Origin of the sequence: Streptomyces tanashiensis (genome assembly GCF_014648895.1) — a bacterium.
GTDB lineage: Bacteria > Actinomycetota > Actinomycetes > Streptomycetales > Streptomycetaceae > Streptomyces > Streptomyces tanashiensis.
This window is the reverse complement of sequence record NZ_BMRZ01000006.1, coordinates 311527-334243: the sequence shown is the minus strand read 5'-3', so window position 1 is coordinate 334243 and position 22717 is coordinate 311527. Positions and strand designations below refer to the sequence as shown.

Annotated in this window: 15 protein-coding genes and 1 pseudogene; 9 read left to right on the top strand and 7 right to left on the bottom strand. The window is 73.0% G+C overall.

Features of this window, described 5'->3' with window-relative positions; genetic code table 11:
* Positions 1–50: 50 nt before the first annotated feature.
* Both IE237_RS21385 and IE237_RS21380 read left to right on the top strand, forming a co-directional pair.
* Entirely contained in the window at positions 51–422 is a 372-nt protein-coding gene (locus IE237_RS21385) for an ArsR/SmtB family transcription factor (protein ID WP_189803657.1), read from the top strand.
* Positions 423–503: 81 nt separating this feature from the next.
* Positions 504–1892, top strand: coding sequence for an MFS transporter (locus IE237_RS21380; RefSeq protein WP_189803656.1), 1389 nt, complete (start codon positions 504–506; stop codon positions 1890–1892).
* Here IE237_RS21380 and IE237_RS21375 read toward each other — a convergent pair.
* Positions 1841–2566: a TetR/AcrR family transcriptional regulator C-terminal domain-containing protein gene (locus IE237_RS21375; protein ID WP_189803655.1), complete on the bottom strand. Its 726-nt coding sequence runs from the start codon at positions 2564–2566 to the stop codon at positions 1841–1843. The two genes, IE237_RS21380 and IE237_RS21375, sit on opposite strands and share 52 nt — an antisense overlap.
* A gap of 175 nt (positions 2567–2741) precedes the next feature.
* On the opposite strand from IE237_RS21375, the gene IE237_RS21370 reads away from it, so the two are divergent.
* On the top strand, positions 2742–4244 hold the full coding sequence (locus tag IE237_RS21370) for an MFS transporter (protein ID WP_189803654.1): 1503 nt from the start codon (positions 2742–2744) through the stop codon (positions 4242–4244).
* Between the two features lie 132 nt (positions 4245–4376).
* On the top strand, positions 4377–5639 hold the full coding sequence (locus IE237_RS21365; RefSeq protein WP_189803653.1) for a serine hydrolase domain-containing protein: 1263 nt from the start codon (positions 4377–4379) through the stop codon (positions 5637–5639).
* A 69-nt stretch (positions 5640–5708) separates the two neighbouring features.
* On the opposite strand, the gene IE237_RS21360 is transcribed toward IE237_RS21365, so the two are convergent.
* The gene (locus tag IE237_RS21360; RefSeq protein ID WP_189803652.1) at positions 5709–6413 is read right to left on the bottom strand and encodes a sigma-70 family RNA polymerase sigma factor; all 705 of its coding nucleotides are present in this window, start codon (positions 6411–6413) and stop codon (positions 5709–5711) included.
* A gap of 132 nt (positions 6414–6545) precedes the next feature.
* The gene (locus tag IE237_RS21355) at positions 6546–7319 is read right to left on the bottom strand and encodes a hypothetical protein (protein ID WP_189803651.1); all 774 of its coding nucleotides are present in this window, start codon (positions 7317–7319) and stop codon (positions 6546–6548) included.
* 285 nt (positions 7320–7604) lie between these two features.
* Between IE237_RS21355 and IE237_RS40830 the strand changes: the two are divergent.
* A pseudogene (locus tag IE237_RS40830) lies at positions 7605–7990 on the top strand (VOC family protein).
* Between the two features lie 33 nt (positions 7991–8023).
* Here IE237_RS40830 and IE237_RS21345 read toward each other — a convergent pair.
* On the bottom strand, positions 8024–9196 hold the full coding sequence (locus IE237_RS21345; protein ID WP_189803649.1) for an agmatine deiminase family protein: 1173 nt from the start codon (positions 9194–9196) through the stop codon (positions 8024–8026).
* 327 nt (positions 9197–9523) lie between these two features.
* Between IE237_RS21345 and IE237_RS21340 the strand changes: the two genes are divergently transcribed.
* Both IE237_RS21340 and IE237_RS21335 read left to right on the top strand, forming a co-directional pair.
* Positions 9524–11071: a serine/threonine-protein kinase gene (locus tag IE237_RS21340; protein ID WP_189803648.1), complete on the top strand. Its 1548-nt coding sequence runs from the start codon at positions 9524–9526 to the stop codon at positions 11069–11071.
* Between the two features lie 46 nt (positions 11072–11117).
* Complete coding sequence (locus tag IE237_RS21335) at positions 11118–11699, top strand: TetR/AcrR family transcriptional regulator (protein WP_189803647.1); 582 nt, start codon at positions 11118–11120, stop codon at positions 11697–11699.
* Between the two features lie 22 nt (positions 11700–11721).
* On the opposite strand, the gene IE237_RS21330 is transcribed toward IE237_RS21335, so the two are convergent.
* The 3 genes from IE237_RS21330 to IE237_RS21320 all read right to left on the bottom strand — a co-directional run bounded on the left by IE237_RS21330 (position 11722) and on the right by IE237_RS21320 (position 19999).
* A complete protein-coding gene (locus IE237_RS21330) occupies positions 11722–15909 on the bottom strand; it encodes a bifunctional nitrate reductase/sulfite reductase flavoprotein subunit alpha (RefSeq protein WP_189803646.1) in 4188 nt (1395 codons plus the stop codon).
* Between the two features lie 219 nt (positions 15910–16128).
* Positions 16129–18084: an APC family permease gene (locus tag IE237_RS21325; protein ID WP_189803645.1), complete on the bottom strand. Its 1956-nt coding sequence runs from the start codon at positions 18082–18084 to the stop codon at positions 16129–16131.
* 175 nt (positions 18085–18259) lie between these two features.
* Complete coding sequence (locus IE237_RS21320) at positions 18260–19999, bottom strand: sigma-70 family RNA polymerase sigma factor (protein WP_189803644.1); 1740 nt, start codon at positions 19997–19999, stop codon at positions 18260–18262.
* A 268-nt stretch (positions 20000–20267) separates the two neighbouring features.
* Here IE237_RS21320 and IE237_RS21315 point away from each other — a divergent pair, with 268 nt between their 5' ends.
* Together IE237_RS21315 and gdhA are read left to right on the top strand one after the other, a co-directional pair.
* Positions 20268–21008, top strand: coding sequence for a class I SAM-dependent methyltransferase (locus IE237_RS21315; RefSeq protein ID WP_189803643.1), 741 nt, complete (start codon positions 20268–20270; stop codon positions 21006–21008).
* Positions 21009–21182: 174 nt separating this feature from the next.
* The gene (gene gdhA, locus IE237_RS21310) at positions 21183–22529 is read left to right on the top strand and encodes an NADP-specific glutamate dehydrogenase (RefSeq protein WP_189803642.1); all 1347 of its coding nucleotides are present in this window, start codon (positions 21183–21185) and stop codon (positions 22527–22529) included.
* Positions 22530–22717: the final 188 nt, after the last annotated feature.

The window sequence follows — 22717 nt, the reverse complement described above, 5'->3', positions numbered from 1 at the left end:
GGGGGCGGCCGCCCGGCGCCCCTCATCCGCTTCCTGGGTACGGTGGGCGCATGTCCACGCCCGAGCCCGCAGCGCCCGATCCCGCAGCCGCGTCCCGTCCGCACGAGCGGACCCCCGGAGCGCGCGAACTCGCGGCGGCCGCCGAGGTGTTCGGCCTGCTCTCCGACCCCACCCGGCTCCATCTGGTGTGGCTGCTCACCCGGGGCGAGGCCGACGTCACCGCCCTGACCGAGGCGTGCGGGGCCGCGCGTCCCGCCGTCAGCCAGCACCTCGCCAAGCTGCGCCTCGGCGGGCTCGTCACGACCCGCAAGGACGGCCGGCGGGTCGTGTACGCGATGCCGGACGGGCATCTGAAGCGGCTGGTCGTCGAGGCGATCAGCCGGGCCGACCACCAGGTGACCGGGGAGCCCTGGCACGACTGACGTGAACATGTGCGCACTCGTGCACATGTCGGCTACGGTGGAGACCTCAGCCGTCCGCCGTGGCCGACCGGGGGCGCCTCCATGCTGTCCGTCCTGCGCAACCGCACCTACCGGCGCCTCTTCGGCGCGCAGGTCGTCGCCCTCGCGGGCACCGGCCTGGCGACGGTGGCCCTGAGCCTCCTCGCGTACGACCTCGCCGGAGCGGACGCCGCCGCGGTGCTCGGCACCGCCCTCGCCCTCAAGATGGCCGCGTACGTGGCGATCGCCCCGCTCGCCGGCGCGCTCGCCGACCGCGTGCCCCGGCGTGCGCTGCTCGTCTCGGCGGACCTGGCGCGGGCGACCGTCGTGCTCGCCCTGCCGTTCGTCTCCCGGGTCTGGCAGGTCTACCTCCTGATTCTTCTGCTCCAGGCCGCTTCCGCCGCCTTCACCCCGGCGTTCCAGGCGACGATCCCCCAGGTGCTGCCGGAGGAGCGCGACTACACCGAGGCCCTCTCCCTCTCCCGGCTCGCCTACGACCTGGAGAGCCTGGTCAGCCCCGTGCTGGCCGCCGCGCTGCTCACCGTCCTCCCGTACTCCTGGCTCTTCGCCGGCACCGCCGCCGGGTTCCTCGTCTCCGCCGTGCTCGTCCGGACGACCGCCCTGCCCGCGCCGCCCGCGCCCGGAGCCGCCGACGGGCGGCGGCTGTACGCCAGGGCGGCCTTCGGGATCCGGCTGCTGCTCGCCACCCCGCGTCTGCGCGCGCTGCTCGCCCTCGACCTCGCCGTCGCCGCGGCCGGGGCCGTGGTCCTCGTCGACACCGTGCTCCTGGTCCGCGACACCCTCGGCCGCCCCGCCGGCGACGTCCCGCTCGCGCTCGGGGCGTACGGGGCGGGCTCGATGGCCGCGGCGCTGCTGCTGCCGCGTGTCCTGAGCCGGGCGGACGACCGCGCCGTCATGGTGCGGGCGGCCCTCGTCCTGCCCGCGGCCCTCGCGCTCCTCGCCCTCGGTCTCACCGCCGCACCCGGTGCCTGGTCGTGGCCCGCGCTGCTCGCGGTCTGGCTGGTCGTCGGCGCGGCCGGTTCCGCCGTCCTCACCCCCGGCGGCCGGGTGGTGCGCCGTTCGGCGGGCGGTGGCGACCTGCCGGCCGCCTTCGCGGCCCGGTTCTCGCTCTCGCACGCCTGCTGGCTGCTCGCGTACCCGCTCGCCGGTGTGCTCGCCGCCCGGGCGGGACCCGCCGTCTCGGCGGCCGTGCTCGCCGCCCTCGCGCTCCTCGGCGCCGTGGGCGCGGTGCGGCTCTGGCCCCGCGAGGACCCGGCCGAGCTGGAGCACGTCCACCCCGAACTCCCGGCCGGCCACCCGCATCTGGCGGGGGCCGGGGGACACCACGCGCACGCGTTCCACATCGACGCGCTGCACCGGCGGTGGCCGCCGGGGCCGGGTCAGCGCGGGAGCCGCATCTCCAGGCCGTCCAGGACCACCTCCAGGCCGTAGGCGAACTTGGCGTCCCGGACGGTGACCGGGTCGACCGCCACGCGGGTGGCGGCGTCGGCGTACGCCTCGGCGAGGTGGTCGTGGCCGGACGCCGCCTGCTGGGCCGCCGGCATGAGGCGGGCGATGAACCCGGCCTCGGTCTCCCCGGAGCGGGCGACCGTGGTGAGCCAGGCGGCCTCCGTGGTGCTCATGCCGATGACGTACGACAGGAGGGTGTCGATGGCGCGGCTCGGCTCGGGGAAGCCGGCGGCCGTGAACAGGGCGGCGAGGCGCTCCGAGTACGACATCAGGTTGGGGCCGAGGTAGGCGAGCCCCGCCTGGCCGAGGGTCGACGAGAGCCAGGGGTGGCGCAGGGCCGTCGCGCGGAAGGACTCGGCGGCCTCGGCGGCGGCGGCCCGCCAGGGGCTGCCCGCGGGCGGGACGGTGATCTCGGCGGCGACCTCGTCCACGGCGAGCTCCATCAGCTCGTCCTTGGTGGCGACATGGCGGTAGAGGGAGGTCGCGCCGGCGTTCAGGCGGGCGCCGAGCTTGCGCATGCTGAGCGCCTCGATGCCGTCGGCGTCGAGCATGACGACCGCCTCGCGGACGATCGCGGCCCGGCTGAGCGCGGGCTGGTCGGGGGCGGACTGCTCGCGGGCCCATACGGACGGGACGGGGTTCGCCTTGGCGGCCATGGTCCTCCTTCACTGCGCACGGCATTCGCTCACTGCGTGCGACCTTCGGTGCGTACGGCGTTCGCATTCAGCGTACAGGTCTCCGGGGTTGCGAACACTGTGCGCAGCTGCGTACAGTGTTCGCATCGAAGGGGCGCTCCGAGGGGCGCGAACGAAACCCGAGGGGGAACTCCCGATGGAAACCCGCAACCCACGCCGCTGGTGGATCCTGGTCGTGCTGTGCCTCAGCACCCTGGTCCTGGTCGTCGACAGCATGGCGCTCACCGTCGCCGTGCCGTCCATGACCGAGGACATCGGCGCGAGCGCCCAGGACATCCAGTGGATCCTGGACTCCTACATCCTGGTCTTCGCGGGGCTCCTGCTCACCTCGGGAAGCCTCGGTGACCGCTTCGGCCGCCGAAAGATCATGATCATCGGCCTGCTGCTCTTCGGAGCGGCCTCACTCGCCGCCACCGTCTGCACCACCCCCGGCGAGGTCATCGCCGCCCGGATCACGATGGGCGTCGGCGGCGCGCTGATCATGCCCTCGACGCTCTCCATCCTCATCACCGTCTTCGACGAGGACGAGCGGCCCCGCGCCATGGCCGCCTGGGGCTCCGTGTCCATGCTCGGCCTCGTCGGCAGCCCCGTCCTCGGCGGCGTCCTGATCGACCACTTCTCCTGGCACTCGATCTTCTTCATCAACGTCCCGGTCGTCGCCCTCGCCGTCCTCGCCGCCCTCACCCTGATGCCCGAGTCGAAGGGGCCGTGGCAGAAGCCCGACCCGCTCGGCGCGATCCTCTCCGCCGTCGGCATGACCGCGCTGATCTGGTGGATCATCGAGATCCCGCAGCACGGCGCCTTCGAGGGCCGCTCGCTCATCACCCTCGCGGTCGCCGTCGTCACCCTCGGCGGGTTCGTGATCTGGGAGAACGTCACCCCCGAGCCGATGGTGCCGCTGGTCCTCTTCAAGCACCGCAACTTCAGCGGCGGTTCGCTCTCCCTGACCCTCGTGCAGATCGGCAACGGCGGACTGCTCCTCGTCCTCACCCAGTACCTGCAGTTCGTCCTCGGCTACTCGCCCGTCAAGGCCGGTCTCGCCTTCGTCCCGCTCGCCGTCGCCGCCCTCATCGGCAACGGCGCCGGCGCCGGCCTCGCCGCCAAGATCGGCAACCGCCTCCTCATCCTCGCCGGCATGCTGGTCATGGCCGCCTCCTTCGCCCTGCTCACCACAGTCGACGCCCACTCCGGCTTCACCGTCCCGGCCGTCGCCCTCGGACTGCTCGGCCTCGGCGCCGGCCTCGCGATGCCGGCCGCCGTCGGCGCCCTGATGAGCACCATCCCCGAGGAGAAGGCCGGCGTCGGCTCCGCCCTCAACGACACCATCCAGCAGGCCGGCACCGCGCTCGGCATCGCCATCCTCGGCTCGCTGCTCACCAGCACCTTCTCCGCCGAGATGCCGGCCGACGCCCCCGAGCAGGCGAAGCAGTCCATCGGCGGCGCGCTGGCCGTCGCCCAGGGCGACGCCGGACTGGCCACCGCCGCCCGCGAGGCCTTCACCTCCTCGATGTCCACCACCTTCACCATCAGCGCCGTCGGTGTCCTCGCGGCGGCCGTCCTCGCCACCCTGGTCATGCGGGACACCAAGCCCGCCCCCGCCGCCGACGACGAGACGGAGGAGAAGGAACTCGTCGCCTGACGCCCGTACCCCCACGGAAGAGCCGGTGCCCCAGGGCACCGGCTCTTCCGTCTGCCCCACATGGATGCCTCTCGTCCCGACTGTGGAGTGTTCGACCGGTTCGTGGTGGTTCTTCCCGACATAGTGCGAGGCATGAGACCCACCCCCACCCGGAACCGGACCCGGTCCCGCAGAGCCCTCCTCTGCGCCGCGCTCCTCGCCCTCACCGTCCAGACCGCCGCCGCCCCGGCCCTCGCCTCCCGCTCCCAGGGCCCCGGCGGACAGGACGGCCCCGGCGGACCCGGCGGGCGCGACTGCGTGCGGACCGAGCGGCCCCTCGACGGCAAGGCCCGCCGGATCCTGGACATCACCCGCAAGGCCAAGAGCGACCTCAAGCTCAACTCCGTCGAGCTGCGGGTCACCATCGACGGACGCGAGGTCCTCACCGACGCCCTCGGCGAGTCCATGACCGGCGTCCCCGCCGAGCCCGACATGCACTTCCGGGCCGGCTCCGTGGCCTTCGCCCACATCGGCACGGCCCTCCTCCAGCTCGTCGAGGAGGGGAAGGTCGACCTCGACGACACCGTGGAGCAGTGGCTGCCCACCGTGCCCCAGGCGAACCGGATCACCCTGCGGATGCTCGCCACCAACACCACCGGCCTCCACGACTACGTCACCGACCCGGCCTTCGTCGCCGAACTGGAGGCGCACCCCTTCCGCCACTGGACCCCGGCGCAGCTCCTCGCCTACCCCTACAGCCACTCCTTCTGGTACGAGCCGGGCAAGAGCTGGAGCTACTCCCACGCCAACTACGTCCTCCTCGTCGCCGCGCTCGAGAAGATCACCGGCATCCGGATCGACCGGCTCGTGAGGGAACGCGTCACCGGCCCCCTCGGAATGCGCGACACCCGGAACAACTTCACCCCCGACGTCCCGCGCCGGGTCCTGCACGCCTTCACCTCGGACCGCGGCTTCTACGAGGAGTCCACGTTCTGGAACCCCTCGTGGACCACCGCGCCCGGCGCGGTCATCACCACCCACATCTGCGACCTGGCCACGTCGGCGCGGGCCATCGGCAGCGGTGAGCTCCTCTCGCACCGCTCCTACCGCACCCTGCTGAACCCGGGCACGGTCGGCCTCGGCGGCGCGAGCGCCACGTGCCCCGCCTCGATCTGCCTGAAGCAGACCGAGGCCAAGCACTTCGGACTCGGCGTCATCGTCGTCAACGGATGGGTGCTGCAGAATCCGTCGTTCTCCGGGTACGCGGCGATCCAGGCGTACCTTCCGTCGAAGCGGCTCGCCATCGCGGTCTCCGCGACGAAGACCGCGACCACCCCCGACGGCAACATGGCCGAGGTCGTCGCCCAGCGCATCGCGGCGGCCCTCGCCCCGAACGACCCGCTGGCCATCACCTGACCACTCGTCGAGCACCGTCCCGGGTAAAGCCCTTGGCGCCGTCGGCCGACGGCACCAAGGGCTCCCGGATCAGACGAGGACCGGCAGCGCGTACGACCCGTGCCGCCGCGCGGAGCCGTCCTCCCCGGCCGGCGCGGCGGCGGGATCCCGCTCCTCGCCGGCGGTCAGCAGTGCGACGAGCGACGCGCGGGCCCGCGCGACCCGGGACCGTATGGTGCCGACCGGGCAGCCCGCGGTCTCGGCGGCCTCCGCGTAGGACAGGCCGAGGAGTTGGGTCAGGACGAAGGCCTCGCGGCGCTCCTCCGGGATCGCCGCCAGAAGCTCCGCCAGGGCGATGCCGTCCTCGAAGCCGGGAAGCCCACGGGGCTGCGCCCGCTCGGCGGCCGTCTGCCAGTCGTCCTGGTCCGAGAGCCGGGGCCGGGCCGCCGCGCGCCGCAGGCTGTCCACGACCGTGCGGCGGGCGATGGACAGCAGCCAGGTGCGCGCGGAGGAACGTCCCTCGAAACGGGGCAGCGCGGTGAGAGCCCGCAGGAAGACCTCCTGCGTGAGGTCGTCCGCCGCCTGCCGGTCGGCACTGAGGTACGCCACGTATCGCCAGACGTCCCGGTGCAGCGCCCGCACGAACAGATCGGTTTGGGAGGGCCCGCCGTCCCGGGCGGCCAGCGCGAGGAGGGTCGTCGCCGCGTCGCTCTCGGCCGTGGGCAGGGTGCGCGGAGAGCTTGTGCGTGCGTTCACAAGCTTGTGGTGGGCAGGGGTGTTCCGGGCAGGAGTCATCGCCACAGGTCCTTAGGGCAAGAGGGGTCCGGCGTGCCGCGCGGGCGCCGCCGGTGCGTCGTACGGCCTGCCGCGGGGCAGGCCGGTGCCCGGGGCGGGGTGCAGGGACCGTCGCCCTCGGGGATCCGGCTGTCAGAGGACAGCGATCGCCCGAGGGGGCCCTCTGGTGAGCAGCGCGCGTGCGAGGAGGAGACGCCGGGGAACCCACCCGTCACCGGTCCGCGCGCGCCGCACCCGAGGCCGGTCCGCGGCCGTGGGCGGCACCGCGAGGAGCAGCGCCAGGGGCCGGAAGAGCCGGGCGGGCACGGTGCGCAGCAGACGGAACACGGCCCGCTCGCCGTGCGCGAGCCAGAGCCCGCTCAGCAGTGCGGCGAGGAGGTGGGCGGCGAGCATCCCCGCCGAGGAGGCCATGTCCGTCATGTCGTGCCCGGAGGGCACGGCGGCGGAGAGCAGGCCGGCGGAGAGCGGGCCGTCGGACATCACGTCCGTGGAGGGCACGGCCGCCAGGTGCCCCAGGGGGGAGGACCCCGAGGCCATGTGGTCCATCGTCATGTGACGCATGGACAGGTGGTCCATGGGCATGTGGCCCATGGCGGAGTGGTCCATGGCCGAGTGGTCCACGGCCGACCCGCCCGTCGGCGGTGCGGCGGCGGGCGTCTGCGACCACGAGAAGACCAGGTGCAGCACGGACTGGAAGGCGACGGCGGCGGAGGTCACGGCCAGGAGCCCGCGCTCACGCCCGCCCAGGAACCACGCCCCCGCGGCCGTACCGACGAGGGCCGCCCCCAGCGTCCCGCCGGGAACGGCACGGCCCGACATGAGGATGTGGCCGGTGGCCGCGAGCAGCACGCAGACGGCCGCGAACATCGCGGCGCGCACGGCTCGGGAACATCGGCCTGGTGTCATGGCGCGCCCATCCTTGCACCCCTTTCGGAGGTGTGCGGGCGGGTCTCACCACCTCGGCCGCCCCCTCGACCTGTCGTCCCCATGCCTACGCGAGATGTGGTGCGTCCCACAAGAGCGCACCGGGAACTCCCGTGCCCCACGGGCCGACTTCTCCGGTCGACGGTCGACGGTCGACGGTCGACGGTCGACGGTCGACGGTCGACGGTCGACGCGTGTCGGGCTCCCGCGGGGCGGCGGGCAGGTGGTTACGTCGGTGGCTCAGGCCCGTACCCAAGGAGGAGAACCATGCGGATCCACGTGACCAGTGTCTTCGTCGACGACCAGGACAAGGCCCTCGCCTTCTACACGGAGAAGCTGGGCTTCGTGAAGAAGACGGAGGTCCCCCTCGGCGACTACCGCTGGCTGACCGTCGTCTCGCCGCAGGCCCCGGACGGCACCGAACTGCTCCTGGAGCCCGACGCGCACCCCGCCGCCAAGCAGTACATGAACGCCCTGCTCGCGACGGCGTCCCGGCCACGTCCTTCGCCGTGGACGACGTCCGCGCCGAGTACGAGCGGCTGCGCGCCCTCGGCGTCCGCTTCACCCAGGAGCCGACGGAGGCGGGCCCGGTCACCACGGCGGTCCTGGACGACACCTGCGGCAATCTGATCCAGATCGTCCAGCTGCCCTGAGCCGCCGCGGCCGGGCCGCCGCCCCGGCAGGGGTCAGGCGGCCGGCTTGCCGGGCTGGTCGTGGGTCGCGCAGTGGATGCCGCCGCCTCCGGAGGCGATGGTGTCGATCTGGATCTGCACGATCTCGCGCTTCGGGAACTGCTCCTGGAGGATGCCGCGGGCGCGGTCGTCGGCCTTCCGGTCGCCGAACCTGGGCATGAAGAGGGAGTCGTTGGCGACGTAGAAGTTGGCGTACGTCGACACGAAGTCGTCGCCCTCGCCGGTGATCAGGTCGAGGTCGGGCTGCGGCAGGTCGATGATCTCGAAGCGCCGGCCGTGGGCGTCGGTGGCCTTGCTCAGCACCGCGCGGGCCTGGTCGGCGGAGCGGGACCAGGAGTCCGGGGGAGAGCCGGGGAAGGCCTGGTCGAGCAGGACCACGCCGGGCGCGGTGAACCGTACGAGGCTGTCCACGTGCGCGTCGGTGATGTCCTCGCCGCGGACGCCGGCCAGCCAGACGACCTTCTCCACGCCGAGCGTCTCGATCAGCTCGTCCTCGATCTGGTCCCGTGTCTTCCCGCGGTTGCGGTTGTCGTTGACGATCGAGCTCTCGGTGACGAGGAGGGTGCCCTCGCCGTCGGTCTCGAACGAGCCGCCCTCGGCGGTGAGCGGTGCCACCTCGCGGGGGATGCCGTACTTCGCGAGCAGCCTGCGGCCCACCAGGGCGTCGTTGTCGTGGGTCTGCTTGTCGCCCCAGCCGTTGAAGTTGAAGTCGATGCCGACGAGCTCGCCGTCGTCCTCGACGAAGACGGGGACGGTGTCGCGGGCCCACAGGTCGTCGACGGGCATCGCGATGACCTCGACCTGCGAGCCGCAGGCCTGCTGGGCCGCCGCCAGCTGCGCCGGGCGGGCCATCATCACGACCTCCTCGTACTCCGAGACGGCCCGGGCGATGCGGGCGATGTCCTCCCGTACGGAGGGGAGCTCGTCCCCCCAGACGGAGTCGAGGGCGGGCCAGGACATGAACGTACGGGTGTGGCTCTCCCATTCGGCGCCGAAGCGCCGCTCGCCGTCCGCGGCGGGGGTGGCCGGGGCGCGGCTCGTGCCGGCGGCGGCACCGCCCTGCGCGGCGCCGTCGGGGCCGCAGGCGGCGGCTCCGAGGGCGAGGGCACCGCCGATTCCGGCGAAGGCGCGCAGGGCCGTGCGGCGGGAGAGGGGGCGGTGGGACACGGTGTGCTCCGATCATCGGCGGCGAGACTGTCCGGCGGCGGGCGGATCGCGTGACGCGCGGCGGCGGGAATCGCGGGCCTGGCCTCACGCGGGTGGCGGGCGCCCTCGGTGCGGGCGGCGCGGTGGGCGTGAGTGGGGGTGGCCGTGGACGTCACTGTGGCACTGACCGGATTTTCAGTCAAATGGACGCACCGTGCGGCGGGCCCGGTGTCGCCCGGTCGGCGCAGGGGCGGGGGAGAGGTGCGCGACCCCGGTGTCGCGCGGTCCGGGGGTGGCTCGTACAGGTCCATGTTGACTGAAACTTTAGTCAAAGGCACGATCGTGCCCATGTCCTCCACGTATCCTCCCGGGCCGCGGCCGGCCCACGCGCCGCCGGCGCCCGACGACCCCCGAGAGATCGGCGGCTACCGGATCCAGGCCAGGCTCGGCGCCGGCGGCATGGGCGTCGTCTACCTCGCCCACACCCCGGGCGGGCGGCCCATCGCCCTCAAGGCGGTGCGCGAGGACTTCGCCGCCGACCCCGAGTTCCGGCGGCGCTTCGCCCAGGAGGTCGCCAGCGCGAGCCGCATCCACGGCCTCTTCACCGCGCAGGTGGTGGACCACGGCGCCGACGACCCCGTCCCCTGGCTCGCCACCGCCTACGTCCCCGGACCCTCGCTCCAGCAGGTGGTCGAGCGCCACGGCCCGCTTCCCGTCCGCACGGTGCTGCTCCTCGTCGCCGGGATCGCGGAGGCCCTCCAGGCCATCCACGGCGCGGGCGTCGTCCACCGCGACCTCAAGCCCGCCAACGTCCTCATCGCCGAGGACGGCCCGCGCGTCATCGACTTCGGCATCGCCCGGGCGGCCGACGCCACCGGACTCACCGGCACCGGCATCACCATCGGCACCGCCGCCTACATGGCACCCGAGCAGGCCCTCGGCCACGCGGTGACCCCCGCGACCGACGTCTTCGCGCTCGGCGCGCTCGCCGCCTACGTGGCCGGGGCGACGCTGCCGTTCGGCGCCGGTCCCGAGTCGGCCGCGCTGTACCGCGTCGTCCACGAGCCGGCCGACCTCGCCTGCGTCCCCGGCGAACTCCACGACCTCCTGGAGCGCTGCCTCGCCAAGCGGCCGGAGGAGCGGCCGACCCCGGCCGAACTCATCGCCGCCGCGCACGCGCACCCGGCCGTCGGCCCCGCCCCCGAGTTCACCGAGGGCTGGCTGCCGGGCGCGGTACGGAGCGAGCTGCCGGGCCCGGCCGGGTGGGGGCGGGCGGGTTCCACCGGTACGCCGTCGCTCCACGACCGGCCCACCCACGCCGGGACCCTCCCCACCCCCACGGAGCCGGTGCCGGAGCCCCGCCCCGCGGCCCACCGGGCCCCCGGCACGCCCCCGGCGCGCCGCTCCCGACGCCGGCGCGGACGCACGGCCCTGATCGCGTGCGTCACCGGCGTCGGCCTGCTCGCGACGGCGGCCGGTGCCGTGTACTGGTTCGACGGGACCGGCACCGCGGCGGACGCCTCGTTCACGCCGGGGTACGCCGACGTCGAGCTGACCGCGCCCGACGACGGGTACGAGTTCGACCTCGGCGCCGGCAAGGTGGTCCCCGCCGAGACCGCCGACTGGTACCTGAGCCGCGAGAAGGGCGCGTTCGTGCTGCCCGAGGAGGCGGACGCCTTCGTCGCCTCCGGGTACGTGCTGAGCCCCGAGGACTGCGAGCGGGGCATCGAGACGGAACCCGTCACGAGCCTGCCCCTCGACGACCTCGCCGACGAACGGCCCTTCTGCGTCCGCAGCCAGGACGCCCGGCGCCTCGTCGTCGCGCGCGTCGTCGAAGGGACCCCGGGCGACGGCCCGGTCACCGTGGTCCTGAGCCAGTACCGGAAGGACGAGTGAGCGGCCGACGATCACTCCGCCCGCCGCTGCGGATAGGGTTCGGGGCATGGCGTCTCGTAGTACTCAGATCCTTGAAGCGGCCGCCCGGGTGATCGCCCGGCGCGGGGTCCGTGGGCTCCGTGTGGAGGAACTGGCCGCCGAGGCCGGGGTCTCCACCGGCCTGATCTACTACCACTTCAAGGACCGCACCGGAATCCTGCGCCACACGCTGGAGTTCATCAACGACCGCGCCGAGCGGTACACCAGCACGCAGGACCCCGACGCCGAGCCGCTCACCCCGCGCGAGGAACTCGACCAGGTCCTCCTCCTGGAGCTCCAGGACACCCCCGAGGTGCGGGAGAACAGCTCGGCCTGGGGCGAGCTGCGGGCGAGCGCCGTCTTCGATCCCGTCCTGCGCGAGGACCTCGCCCGCGCGACCCTGGTCTGGGTGCAGGAGGTGGCGGGGCTCCTGGGCCAGGTGCGGCCGATGGCGCCCGCGGCCACCCTCGCCGCCTCGGCGGAGCGGCTCACCGCCCTCCTCGAAGGCCTCAGCATGCGCTGGCTGAGCGGCGGCCTCGCGATCGACCACGCGCGCACCCTCCTGCGGGAGGCCGTCGAGGTGGAACTGGCCCGGCTGGACCGGCCGTAGCACCCGGCGACGTGCCGCCGCGTCAGTAGACGTCCCGGACGTAGCGCTTGTCCGCGGCGAGCCGCCTGACATAGGCGGCGGCCTCGTCGGCGTCCATGCCGCCGTGGGCGGCGACGACGTCCCTGAGCGCCCGGTCGACGTCCTTGGCCATGCGCTCCGCGTCGCCGCACACGTAGAAGTGGGCGCCGTCCCGGAGCCACTGCCACAGACGGGCGCCGTTCTCCCGCATCCGGTCCTGGACGTACACCTTGTTCCGCCGGTCGCGCGAGAAGGCGAGGTCCAGCCGGTCGAGGTGGCCGGACTCCAGGTACGCCTCCAGCTCCCGACGGTGGTAGAAGTCGGTGGCCTCGTGCTGCTCACCGAAGAAGAGCCAGTTGGGAGCCGTGTGGCCGCGGGCCAGCCGGTCCTGGAGGAAGCCGATGAACGGGGCCACGCCGGTGCCGGGACCGACCATGACCATGGGCGTCGAGGGGTCGGCGGGCGGGCGGAATCCCGGCGAGCGCCGGACGAAGACCTGCACCGGGCCGTCGTCGGCACGGTCCGCCAGATAGGTCGAGCACACGCCCCTGCGGTCCCGGCCGAGGTCGTTCGTGTAGCGGACCACGGAGACGGTGAGCCGCACCTCGCCGGGGTGGGCGAGCGGGCTGGAGGAGATCGAGTACAGGCGGGGCCGCAGCCGTCCCAGGGCGGCGGTCCACTCCGCGGCGGAGGCCCGGACGGGGAACGCGGCGACGACGTCGGCGGCCTGCCGGCCCCAACTCCACTTCGCGAGAGCCTCCTTGTTGTCCGGGCGCAGCAGCCGCTTCAGCTCGTGACTCCCGGTGCGCGCCGCCAGGAACCTCAGGAGCTCGGGGCTGATGCGGGAGATGTCCAGACGGGAGCGCAGGGCCTCCTCGAAGGGCAGCGGCGTCCCGTCCCCGAGGTCCACGGGCCCGGCGGGGTCGAGGCCGGTGAGCGCCAGCCACTCGGCCACGAGCCCGGCGCCGTTGACCGGCCACACCCCGAGGGCGTCCCCGGCCTCGTAGGCGAGCTCGCCGTCGCGGGTGTCGAAGGCGAACTCCCGCACCTCCTTCTGTGAACCGGGCAGGCTCAGCAGCCTGTTGCCGACGAGGAGGGTGGCGAAGGGCGACGCCTTGGTGGGGACGGGCGGTGCGACGACCGCGGTGACGGCGGGAGCGGCGGCGGTGGTGCGCGCGGGCGCGCCGGCGGCCTGTCGCACCCCGCCCCCGGCCAGGGCCGTGACGACGTGGCCGAGCCACGCCTCGGCCGCCTCCTCGAAGTCGGGCTCGCAGTCCGTACGCGGGAGCAGACGGGTGCCGCCGAGCGCCGCGAGCCGTTCGTCGACGCGGCGGCCGTGGCCGCAGAAGTCGTCGTAGGCGGTGTCGCCGAAGGCGAGCACGGCGTACCGGACACCCTCCAGGGACGTGGCCTCCGGGGCGGACAGCGCCTCCCAGAAACCGGCGCCGTTGTCGGGGGCGTCCCCGTCGCCGAAGGTGCTGGTGACGACGAGCAGGTCGGTGTCGGGGGTGAGCCGGGCCGGGGCGATGTCCGTCATGGGGAGCAGTTCGGGGAGCTTCCCCGCCTCGGTCAGGCGTGCGGCGACGGCGGCGGCGAACTCCTCGGCGTTGCCGGTCTGCGAGGCCCACAGGATCAGCAGACGGCGGGCGGGCGCGGCCGGGTCCGCCTCCGGCGCGCCGGGGGACGTGAGGGTCGAGAGGGACGGGCCGGACGGGGGCGCGGGTGTGGGTGCGGTCGTACGGGAGAACATCCCGGCGAGCACGCCGTTGACCCACGCGGCGGGGTCCGGGGCGAAGGGCGCGTCGGGCGGCAGCACCGGGACGCGTCCGTCGGGCGGGGCGAGAGCGAGCCCCGACAGGTAGCCGGCGAGGTAGCGGCGCTCCGGTCCGCCGAGGGGGACGGGGGCGAGGTCGTCGACCCCGAACAGCGCGGCGAGCGCGGCCACGGGGGCCGCGGCGGCGGACGTGGGCGTGAGCGCGGGTTCCGGTGCCGTGCCCGCGGGCTCGTCGTCCGTCACCGGCGCGGCCGTCCTGGTGAGGGTGACGGCACAGGCCTTGAACCCGGGCTGGAAGGAGACGGGGTCGACGGCGTCGTGGGTGACGGCGTTGATGCTGACGTACTCGCCGAAGAGGTCGTTCCAGTGGAAGGGCGCGAAGCAGGTCCCCGGCAGGACCCGGTCGGTGACCACGGCGGGCAGGACGGCGCGCCCGCGGCGGGAGGCGATCTCCACGTGGTCGCCCTCCGCGATCCCGAGGGCTCCGGCGTCCTCGGGGTGGATCTCGACGAACGGGCCCGGGTGCAGCCTGGCCAGCTTCGCGACCTTGCCGGTCTTCGTCATGGTGTGCCAGTGGTGCTGGAGGCGGCCCGTGTTGAGGACGAACGGGTAGTCGTCGTCGGGGAGTTCGGCCGCCGGCAGGTGCGGACGCGCGAAGAAGCGGGCGCGTCCGCTCGCGGTCGGGAAGGCCAGCCGGGGACGGCTGCCGTCCGCGCGCTCCAGGAGGGTCTGGCTGGAGCCGTCGTTCAGGTAGCGGATCGGGTTGCGGTCCGGGCCGTCGGCGACGGGGGCGGGCCACTGGACCGGGGTGGCGCGCAGCCGCTCGTACGTGACGCCGCGCAGGTCCCAGCCGGTCGCGGGGTTCCACGCCCGCTTGAGCTCCTCGAAGATCTCCTCGGCGGAGGAGTACGCGAAGGCCTCGGCGAATCCCATCGCGCGGGCGACCCGGGCGATCAGCTCCCAGTCCGGCAGGGCCTGCCCCGGCGGGTCGACGACCCCCTGGACCAGGGTGAGGTTCCGCTCGGAGTTGACCAGGACACCGTCGGACTCCGCCCACAACGTCGCCGGAAGGACCAGGTCGGCGTACGCGTTCGTCTCCGTCTCGGCGAACACGTCCTGGGTGACGACGAGCTCGGCGGCCTCCAGACCGGCGATGACGGTCTTCCGGTTGGCGACGGAGGCGACGGGGTTGGTGCAGATGATCCAGCAGGCCTTGATGTCGCCCGCCGCCATCCGCTCGAACATCTCGATCGTGCCGCTTCCGGCCTCGGTGCGCAGCGAGCCCTCGGGGATGTCCCACAACCGCTCCACGAAGGCGCGTTCGTCGTCGACGAGCACCGAGCGCTGGCCGGGCAGACCCGGCCCCATGTACCCCATCTCACGGCCGCCCATGGCGTTGGGCTGGCCGGTCAGCGAGAAGGGGCCCGCGCCGGGACGGCAGATCGCACCGGTCGCGAGGTGCAGGTTCACCAGGGCATTGGTGTTCCAGGTGCCGTGCGTGGACTGGTTCAGGCCCATGGTCCAGCAGCTCGTCCACGCGCCGGCCTCGCCGATCCACCGGGCGGCCCGCCGGATGTCCTCCTCGGCGAGGCCGGTGATCTCCGCGACCCGGTGCGGCGGATGGTCGGCGAGGAAGCCGGGCATGTGCTCCCAGCCCTCGGTGAACTCGGCGATGAACTCCTCGTCGGTGTGGCCGTTCTCGACGAGCAGGTGCAGCAGGCCGTTGAGGAGGGCCAGGTCGGTGCCGGGCCGGATCGCCAGATACAGGTCCGCCTTGTCGGCGGTGGCGCTGCGGCGCGGATCGACGACGATCAGCTTCGCACCGGCCTTGACCCGGTCCATCATGCGCAGGAACAGGATCGGGTGGCAGTCCGCCATGTTGGAGCCGATCACGAGGATCACGTCCGCGTGATCGAGGTCCTGGTACGAGCCGGGCGGGCCGTCCGCGCCCAGCGACAGCTTGTAGCCGGAACCGGCCGAGGCCATGCAGAGCCGGGAGTTCGACTCGATGTGACGGGTGCGGACGAAGCCCTTGGCCAGCTTGTTCGCCAGGTACTGCGCCTCCAGGGACATCTGCCCCGACACGTACAGGGCCAGCGCGTCCGGCCCGTGCTCGTCCAGGACCGCCTTCAGCCGGGCGGCGACCGAGGCGATCGCCTCGTCCACGTCCGTCTCCACCGGCTGCGCACCGCGCTCGGGACGCACCAGCGCCTTCTCCGCCCGCCCGGGCGCCGCCAGCATGTCCGCGCTCGTCGCCCCCTTGGTGCACAGCCGCCCCGCGTTGGCGGGGTGCGCCTTGTCGCCGGACGCCTTCACCGCGCGGCGGCGCCCGTCGGCGGGGTCCCGCCGCACGTCCAGGACGATCCCGCAGCCGACCCCGCAGTAGGAGCAGACGGTGCGGACGCTGCCGTCGCTCATGCCGGCGTTCGAGCCAGATCCCACCGAAATCCCCCACCTCACGGTGCGCGTACCGTCCGGAAGGGGCCGTGCCGTCGTACCGGAACGGCCCCGTGACCAGCACCGTAGGAAGATCGAATTTCGGTCCGTCACACCTCGGGAGCCCCGGGCGTTACACCCCCCGCACGCACGGGCCCGATCAGGTGTGAGATCCCGCCGTCAGAGCTCCGCCGGGCTCCGTCAGCCGACGTGGACGCGGGGGCGGCGGTTCCGGTCGGGTTCGGCCTCGCGGAGGACTTCTCGGGTGACGGGGGCGACCTCGCCCTGGCCGAGGAGGAAGAAGCGGAGGAAGTTGGCGAAGGGGTTGCCCTCGGTCCACTCGAAGTAGATGTGGGGGCTCACACCGGTGAGGTCGCGGGCGTGGAGGAGGAGCGCGGCCAGGGCGTTGGGGATGGAGGAGGACTCGACGGTGAGGACGCGGTAGCGGTCGTGCATGACCTCGCCGCGCACGGTCAGGCCCGCCTCGAACTCGGAGGGGTCGGTGACGGTGACCTCGATGAAGACGAAGTCCTCGGTGGTGGGGAGGTCGTTGTCGGCGCGGATCTGCTCGATCTTGTCGCGGTACTCGGCGATGTCGCGGTTGTCGGGTTCGTTGGCGATGAAGCGCGGGGTGCGGCGGGAGATGTCCTGGATGAAGCGCTCGGCCATGTCGTCGAGCTCGATGTGGGTGACGCGGAGTTCGAAGGCGCGGCCGAGGCGCGAGAGGAGCGAGATGAGGATGATGCCGGCGATGAAGCAGGCGCCGATCTTCACGCCGTCGGGGCGTTCGATGACGTTGACGACGGTGGTGTAGAGGAAGACGGCGGAGATGACGCCGAAGCCGATGCTCCAGCCGCGCTGGCCGGCCTTGCGGGCGGCGATGGTCACGGCGATGGCGGCGGAGCAGATCAGGACGAGGACGCCGGTGGCGTACGCGCCGCCCTGGGCGTCGACGTCGGCGTCGAAGATCCAGGTGACGAGGAAGGCGACCAGGGTGAAGACGATGACCATGGGGCGCACGGCGCGGGCCCAGTGGGGTGCCATGCCGTATTTGGGCAGGTAGCGGGGCATCAGGTTGAGCAGTCCGGCCATGGCGGAGGCGCCGGCGAACCAGAGGATGGCGATGGTGGAGATGTCGTAGACGGTGCCGAAGGTGTTGCCGAGGTATTCGTGGGCGAGGTAGGCGAGCGCGCGGCCGTTGGCCTGGCCGCCGGACTCGAACTCCTTCTCCGGGATGAGCACGGTGGTGATGAAGCTCGTGCAGATCAGGAAGACGCTCATGATCAGCGCGGCGGTGGTCAGGAGCTTCTTGGTGTCGCGGATGCGGCCGGTCGGCTTCTCCTCGGTGTCGTCAGGGTCGCCCTTCACGTGCGGCATGACCGCCACACCGGTCTCGAAGCCCGACAGGCCGAGCGCGAGCTTGGGGAAGACGAGGAGGGCGACGCCGACCATGGCGAAGACGTTGCCGTGCTCGGCGGTCAGGGCGGTGGTCCAGTCGGTGACGACATGGCCCTCGGTGAGGACGTGCCAGAGGCCGCTGATGACGACGACCACGTTGAGGCCGAGGTAGATGCCGACGAGGACGACGGCGACGCCGATGGCTTCGAGGAAGCCCTTGAGGAACACCGCGCCGAGCAGGGCGATCAGCACGAGCGTGATGATCATCTGTTTGTTGTGGAGTGCCTCTTCGAGGTGGGGGTTCTCGACGAGGTGGGTGGAGGCGTCGGCCGCCGACAGGGTGATGGTGATGAGGAAGTCGGTCGCGGCGAAGCCGAGCAGGGTGAGGACGAACAGCTTGCCCTTCCAGAAGGAGAGCAGGCGCGACAGCATGGCGATCGAGCCCTCGCCGCGCGGGCTCTCCTCGGCGACCCGCCGGTAGACGGGCAGGGCGCCGGCCAGGGTGACGATCACCAGGACGATCGTGGCGACGGGGGAGAGCAGTCCGGCGGCCAGGGCCGCGATGCCGGGCTGGTAGCCGAGGGTGGAGAAGTAGTCGACGCCGGTCAGGCACATCACCCGCCACCAGCGCTGGCCCTTGTGCCCGGCGTCCGGGGCCGACTCCACCGGCCGGGAGGGCTTGCCCTTCCCCATGTCGGAGAGACCCTCCAGCATCCACGCACGCAATCGTCCGGTGCGGGCGTCGTTCGTGGTGGCCATCGGGTGTCCCTGGGGGTGCGGTGGGTGTCGGCTTTCGGCCATCCGACGGACGGCCGGGCAAGCCTAAGCAGACCGCGAGCCGCCGACCCGGGGTCACGCGTCAGGGAAGCGTCAAGATCCCCCTGTCGGACGTCATGCTTGTCACACCGGGGTCCTCGTGGGCCTCACGTGGGCCTCAGCGGGCGCCGAAGACCTGCGTCCAGTAAGGGCCGCCGGCGGTGTGGAGGCCGATGCCGATCTCCTTGAAGTCGCAGTTCAGGATGTTCGCCCGGTGGCCGGGGCTGTTCATCCAGGAGTCCATCACCTGCGCCGCGGTGGTCTGGCCCTGCGCGATGTTCTCGCCGTACGTCGACCACGCGTACCCGGCGGCCGTGACGCGCTCGCCCGGGCCGTCGCCGTCGGGGTTGGTGTGGTCGAAGAAGTTTCGCGCGGCCATGTCGTCGGAATGCCCCTGGGCGGCCTTGGTCAGCAGGGGGTGCTCGGTCAGCGGCCCGCAGCCCGCCTTGGCCCGTTCCGAGTTGACCAGGCTGATCACCTGCTGCTCGGTGGAGCCCGAACCCGTACCGGATCCGGAACCGGAACCCGAACCGGAACCGGAGCCCGATCCGGATGTCGTCCGCGTGGCGGTCGGGGTGGGCGCGGGCGCGGTCGTGCGCGTCGGCCGGGGCGGTGCCGGCGGCGAGGTGCGGGAGGCGGTCGGCGTGGGGCGCGAGGGCTTGGGGGTCTTGCGGGGAGTCTTCGACGCCGACGGGGAAGGGGTGGCCGAGGAGGAGCCGGCCGTCGGGGTCGCCGTCGGCTCCTGCGCGGTGGGGAGTCCGGTGTCGGCGGTCGCGGCGAGGGTCGTGCCCCTGCCCTCCGTCCCCTCGTCCGGGCCGGTGGTCAGGGTGAAGGCGCCGCCGGTGACCGCCACCACGGCTATGCCCGCGGCGATGACGACGCGCCTGCGGCCCTGCCGCCGCTGCCGGCGCCGCCGCCGGACGGCGCGGGTGCTCCGGGCACCGCGGCCCGCGGCCCCAACGCCCGGCCCGGTCCCACCACCCGGCCCGGTGGCGGCGTCGGCGCCGTGCCCCGGAGGGGCGAGCGGGGCGCCGAGCTGGGCCGTCGCGGCCACGGCCTCGAAGCCGGCCCGCTCGCGGACGCCCGCGAGGAGCAGCGCCGCCGGGGGCACCAGAAGGAGTCCGGCGAGCAGCCCCTCCGCCGGGACGAGCCCGCTCCACAGCCCGGCGCAGTGCGCGCACGCGCGCGCGTGCCGGGCCATGCGCTTGCGCCAGAGGGCGGAGGGACGGCCGTCCCAGGTGTCGATCTCGTACCGCAGGGTCGGGCAGGGCGGGTTCTGCGAGAGGGCCCGCACGACGACCCGCGAGGCCTCCAGCCGTTCCTTCATCCGCTGGACCCGCACGGCGGTGTGCTGCGGGGACAGCTGCAGGGCGGCGGCCACCTCGTGGCGGCTCAGCTCGCCGGCGCATTCCAGCCACCACAGCGACAGGAGGTCCCTGTCCTCCGGCTCCATCCAGCGGGTCGCCTCGGCGGTCTCGCGGCGCTGGCCGGACAGGTTCAGCCGGACCACGGCCAGCTCCACGAAGTCGGACCCCGGCTGCGCGATCTCGCGGGCGTCGTCGAGGCCGCCCGTGGGGAGACCGGCCTGCTGCTGCCGGTGCCAGTGGCTGCGGACGCCGTTCATGGTGATGGCGACCAGCCAGGACCTGAAGCTGTCGGGGGAGCGCAGGTCGCCGAGTCCGGCGAGCGCCCGCAGCATCGTCTCCTGCACGACGTCGTCGACGTCGTGGTGGCCGTTCATCGCCCGGCCCACGATGTTGTAGACCAGGGGCAGATGGAGCGCGATGAGCCGGTCCTGCGCCCGCGGGTCTCCGCTCTGTGCCGCCCTGACCAGTTCCGTACCGTGCTGTGCGCCCATGCTCCGAATCACCCTGCCTGTTCCCGCTGTCGTCGACGGCCAACATCTGGGAGATCCCGGGGAGGCGGTCCGATAACAGGAATCGGCGGAGGAGTTTCCGGAATCCCCGACGGCCCCCGGAGCCGCGCGTCCTTCCGTACGGGATGCCAGGGCGACGTCCGGGCCTTCGTGGCTTCCGCCAGTACGGACTTCCGTCGCGATCCGGCAAGACTGCCAGGGCCTGACAGTCCACCAGGGGGCATGACCGAGCACGGGGAAGGACAGCGCGATGAGTGTGCAGCTCTACGACGAGATCGGTGAGGCGTTCGAGGGATTCAAGTCCCTGCCGCTGACGCAGTACGGGGAGGTGCCGAGCTTCCTGGCCCTGGTCGGTGACGTACGGGGCAGGTCGATTCTCGACCTCGCCTCCGGCACCGGCTTCTACAGCAGGGAGTTCAAGCGGCGCGGCGCCACGGACGTGCTCGGCGTCGACATCTCGGGGGAGATGGTGGCCGCGGCCCGGGCGTTCGAGGAGAGCGAACCGCTCGGCGTGCGCTACGAGGTGGGCGATCTCGCCGAACTGCGGCCCCTCGACGAACGCTTCGACATCGCGCTGGGGGTCCAGGCGCTCAACTACGCGCCGGACATCTCCACCATGGAGCGGATGTGCGCCCACGTGCACCGGAGCCTGAAGCCCGGGGGCGAGTTCTTCCTGCTCGTGCAGAAGCCCGACTACCGCTTCGACGGGCCGTCGCTCGCCAGGTACGGCTTCCTCTGCGAGGCGACCGGCGAGGAGATCGAGACCGGACCGCGCGTCCGGATCACGGCGCTGCTCGACCCGCCGATCTCGTTCGTCGGCGCCTGTCCGCGCCGGGAGGTCTACGAGAACTCCCTGCGCGCGGCCGGGTTCGGCGACCTGACCTGGGTGCCGCTGGAGGTGTCCGAGGCCGGCCTCCGTGAGTTCGGCGCGGAGTTCTGGGCGGACTGCCTCGCCAACCCGCCCTTCGAGCTCCTGCGCTGCCGCGCCTGACCACCGGCCGCACCGGGCGGCCCGGCTCCCCGGCCGTACCCGCGCGCGGGTACGGCCGGCCGACCGGAGGTCCGATCACTTCGACGTGAAAACTGGTTGGAACGGTTCAGGGGATGGCGTAAGCCGTAGTCATCCGCTCAAGCGGAATCTTGTTCGAAAGGGAGAGACACGCCCATGAACGTCAGCGCGCACATCGAGTCCGTCTACGCCGAGGTCCGCCGGCGCAACCCCGGCGAGCCCGAGTTCCACCAGGCGGCGGCCGAGGTGCTGGAGTCCCTCGGGCCCGCGCTCGACCGGCACCCCGAGTACGCCGGGGCCGGGATCGTGGAGCGGCTCGTCGAGCCTGAGCGGCAGCTGATGTTCCGGGTTCCCTGGGTCGACGACCAGGGAACCGTGCGCGTCAACCGGGGCTTCCGGGTGGAATTCAACAGCGCCCTCGGCCCGTACAAGGGAGGCCTGCGGTTCCACCCGAGCGTCAACCTCGGCATCGTGAAGTTCCTGGGCTTCGAGCAGATCTTCAAGAACGCCTTGACCGGGATGGCGATCGGCGGCGGCAAGGGCGGCGCGGACTTCGACCCCAAGGGCCGCTCGGACGGCGAGATCATGCGCTTCTGCCAGTCCTTCATGACCGAGCTGTACCGCCACCTGGGCGAGCACACCGACGTGCCCGCCGGGGACATCGGCGTCGGCGCGCGGGAGATCGGCTACCTCTTCGGCCAGTACAAGCGGATCACCAACCGGTACGAGTCGGGGGTCCTCACCGGCAAGCCGGTGGCCTGGGGCGGTTCGCACGCCCGCACCGAGGCCACGGGCTACGGCGCGGTCTACTTCGCCCAGGAGATGCTCGCCACCCGCGGCGAGGGCTTCGACGGTCGCCGCGTGGTGGTCTCCGGGTCCGGGAACGTCGCCGTGTACGCCGTGGAGAAGGTCCACGCCCTGGGCGGCCGTGTGGTGGCCTGCAGCGACTCCAGCGGTTACCTCGTCGACGAGAACGGCATCGACCTGGAGCTCCTGAAGGAGGTCAAGGAGGTGCGTCGCGCCCGGCTCTCCGCGTACGCGGAGGCCAGGCCGGCCGCGGTCTTCTCGGCCCGCGGCACGGTGTACGACGTCCGGTGCGACGTCGCCCTGCCCTGCGCCACGCAGAACGAGCTGCGCCGCGAGGACGCCGTGGCCCTGGTCAAGAACGGGGTCCGCGCGGTGGCCGAGGGGGCGAACATGCCCTGCACGCCCGAGGCGGTCGAGGTGTTCCGGGAGGCCGGGATCCTCTTCGGCCCCGGGAAGGCGGCCAACGCCGGCGGCGTGGCCACCTCCGCCCTGGAGATGCAGCAGAACGCCGCCCGCGACACCTGGTCCTTCGAGCAGACCGAGTCCCGGCTCGCCCAGGTCATGCGCGACGTCCACACCCAGTGCCGCGCCACCGCCGAGGCGTACGGCACCGACGCGGACGACTACGTGCTCGGCGCCAATGTGTCGGGCTTCCTGAGGGTCGCGGAGGCCATGCTGGCGCAGGGCGTCATCTGACACCGGCGGGGAGGGAGCGGCGGCCGGGCCCGGCACGTCACGGGGCCAGGCCCGGCCGACGGACGCGGCCCGGCCCGGGTCGCTTCACGCGCTCGGTCCTGCCCCTTCACGCGCCCGGCCCGGTCGCTTCACGCACCCGCTCCCGCCCCTTCATCCGCACGGCCCGGCCGGGATGCCTTCCCGCCCCG